Here is a 2,319-nt window from a genome sequence, read left to right on the forward strand (position 1 = left end):
GCCGGCACGTACTTCGGAAGCGTCATCCTTGAAGCGGCGCAGGGATTCCAGCTCGCCTTCGAAGATAACGATGTCTTCACGCAGTACACGGATCGGACGGTTACGGTGCACAACACCTTCGATCACCATGCAGCCTGCGATCGCGCCAAACTTCGGCGAACGGAACACGTCACGCACTTCGGCGATACCCAGGATGTTCTCGCGAACATCGCTGCCGAGCATACCGGTCAGGGCTTTCTTGACGTCTTCGATGATGTCGTAGATCACGTTGTAGTAACGCATATCCAGACCTTCCTGCTCGACGATCTTGCGAGCGCCAGCATCGGCACGCACGTTGAAGCCAAACAGTACAGCGTTGGAAGCCAGTGCCAGGTTAGCGTCGGATTCGGTGATACCACCGACACCGCCGCCGACTACGCGCACTTGCACTTCGTCGTTGCCCAGGCCATTCAGAGCGCCCTGCAAAGCTTCCAGCGAACCACGGACGTCGGATTTGAGGACGATGTTGAGCGTCTTCTTCTCTGCCTGACCCATGTTTTCGAAGATGTTTTCCAGCTTGCCGGCGTGAGCGCGAGCCAGTTTGACTTCGCGGAACTTGCCTTGACGGAACAGAGCCACTTCACGGGCTTTCTTCTCGTCTGCAACTACGCTCATCTCGTCGCCAGCGTCCGGGGTACCGTCCAGGCCGAGGATCTCGACAGGGATGGAAGGACCGGCTTCCTTGATTGGCTTGCCGTTCTCGTCGAGCATGGCGCGAACGCGGCCATAGTTCGAACCGACCAGAACCATGTCGCCTTGGCGCAGGGTACCGTCTTGAACCAGAACGGTTGCAACCGGGCCACGACCTTTGTCGAGACGCGATTCAACCACAACACCACGGCCAGGAGCCGATGGGGTCGCTTTCAGTTCGAGAACTTCGGCTTGCAGCAGAACAGCTTCGAGCAGTTCGTCCACGCCAGTACCGACTTTCGCCGAAACCGGTACGAACGGCGTATCACCGCCCCACTCTTCCGACGTCACGCCGTGAACCGACAGCTCACTACGGATGCGATCAAGATCAGCGCCCGGCTTGTCGATCTTGTTCACTGCAACCACCAGTGGAACGCCAGCCGCTACTGCGTGCTGAACAGCTTCAATGGTCTGCGGCATTACGCCGTCATCGGCTGCAACGACCAGAATCACGATGTCGGTCGCCTTGGCACCACGGGCACGCATTGCGGTAAACGCGGCGTGACCCGGGGTGTCGAGGAAAGTGACCATGCCGCGTTCGGTTTCAACGTGGTACGCACCGATGTGCTGGGTGATACCGCCGGCTTCGCCAGCAGCAACCTTGGCACGACGGATGTAGTCGAGCAGCGAGGTCTTACCGTGGTCAACGTGGCCCATTACGGTCACGACTGGTGCACGGGAGAACGACTCACCTTCAAACTTCAGGGACTCGGCCAGGGAATCTTCCAAGGCGGTGTCGCTGACCAGGGTCACTTTGTGGCCCAGCTCTTCGGCTACCAGCTGAGCAGTTTCCTGATCAAGCACCTGGTTGATGGTCGCTGGAGTCCCCCGGTTGAACATGAACTTGATGAATTCAGCAGCCTAGACCGACATCTGATTGGCGAGATCGCCAACGGTGATGGTCTCGCCGATCTGCACATCACGCACGACAGGGCCGGTTGGGCTCTGGAAACCGTGAGCGTTGCGCTTCTTCAGCTTGGCCTTGCCGCGACCACCACGACGGAAGCCATCGCTTTCTTCGTCGGTAGTACGTGGCGCGACACGTGGTGCTGGCGCTTTCTCTTTGACCGATGCGCGATGCGGAGCGTTTTTACGCTCGCCATCACCACCGCCACTGCGACGATTGTTGTCATCGGCACGTGGTTTGTCCGGACGGCGCTGTTCGTTCTGCTTGTTACGAACGTCAGCAGACGGTGCTGGAGCAGCGGCTACCGGTGCGCTTTCGCGTACTGGTTCGGCAACTGCAGCCGGCGCCGAAACGGCGTCGTTGGTAGCAGTTTGCGCAGCAGCAGGCTGGCGGCGCGCTTCTTCTTCGGCGCGCTGCTTGGCTTCTTCTTCAGCCTTCTGGCGCGTAGCATTTTCTACTGCGCGACGCTCATCCAGTTCACGCTTGCGCTCGGCTTCGATTTCTTCCGGGCTGCGCTGTACGAAAACTTTCTTTTTGCGAACTTCAACGCTGATGCTTTTGCTACCAGCCACACGCAGGGTGCTGGTGGTTTTACGCTGCAGCGTGATCTTGCGTGGTTCTTCCACTTTCGCCTTGTGACTGCTCTTCAAGTGAGTCAGCAGGGATTGCTTCTCACTGTCAGT

Annotated in this window: 1 pseudogene; it reads right to left on the reverse strand. The window is 58.7% G+C overall.

The window, feature by feature from the left end:
- Window positions 1–2,319: pseudogene (gene infB / locus ACIOVB_RS27445) on the reverse strand (translation initiation factor IF-2); the annotation flags it as partial.

This window comes from Pseudomonas sp. NPDC087639, from assembly GCF_044743385.1.
GTDB lineage: Bacteria > Pseudomonadota > Gammaproteobacteria > Pseudomonadales > Pseudomonadaceae > Aquipseudomonas.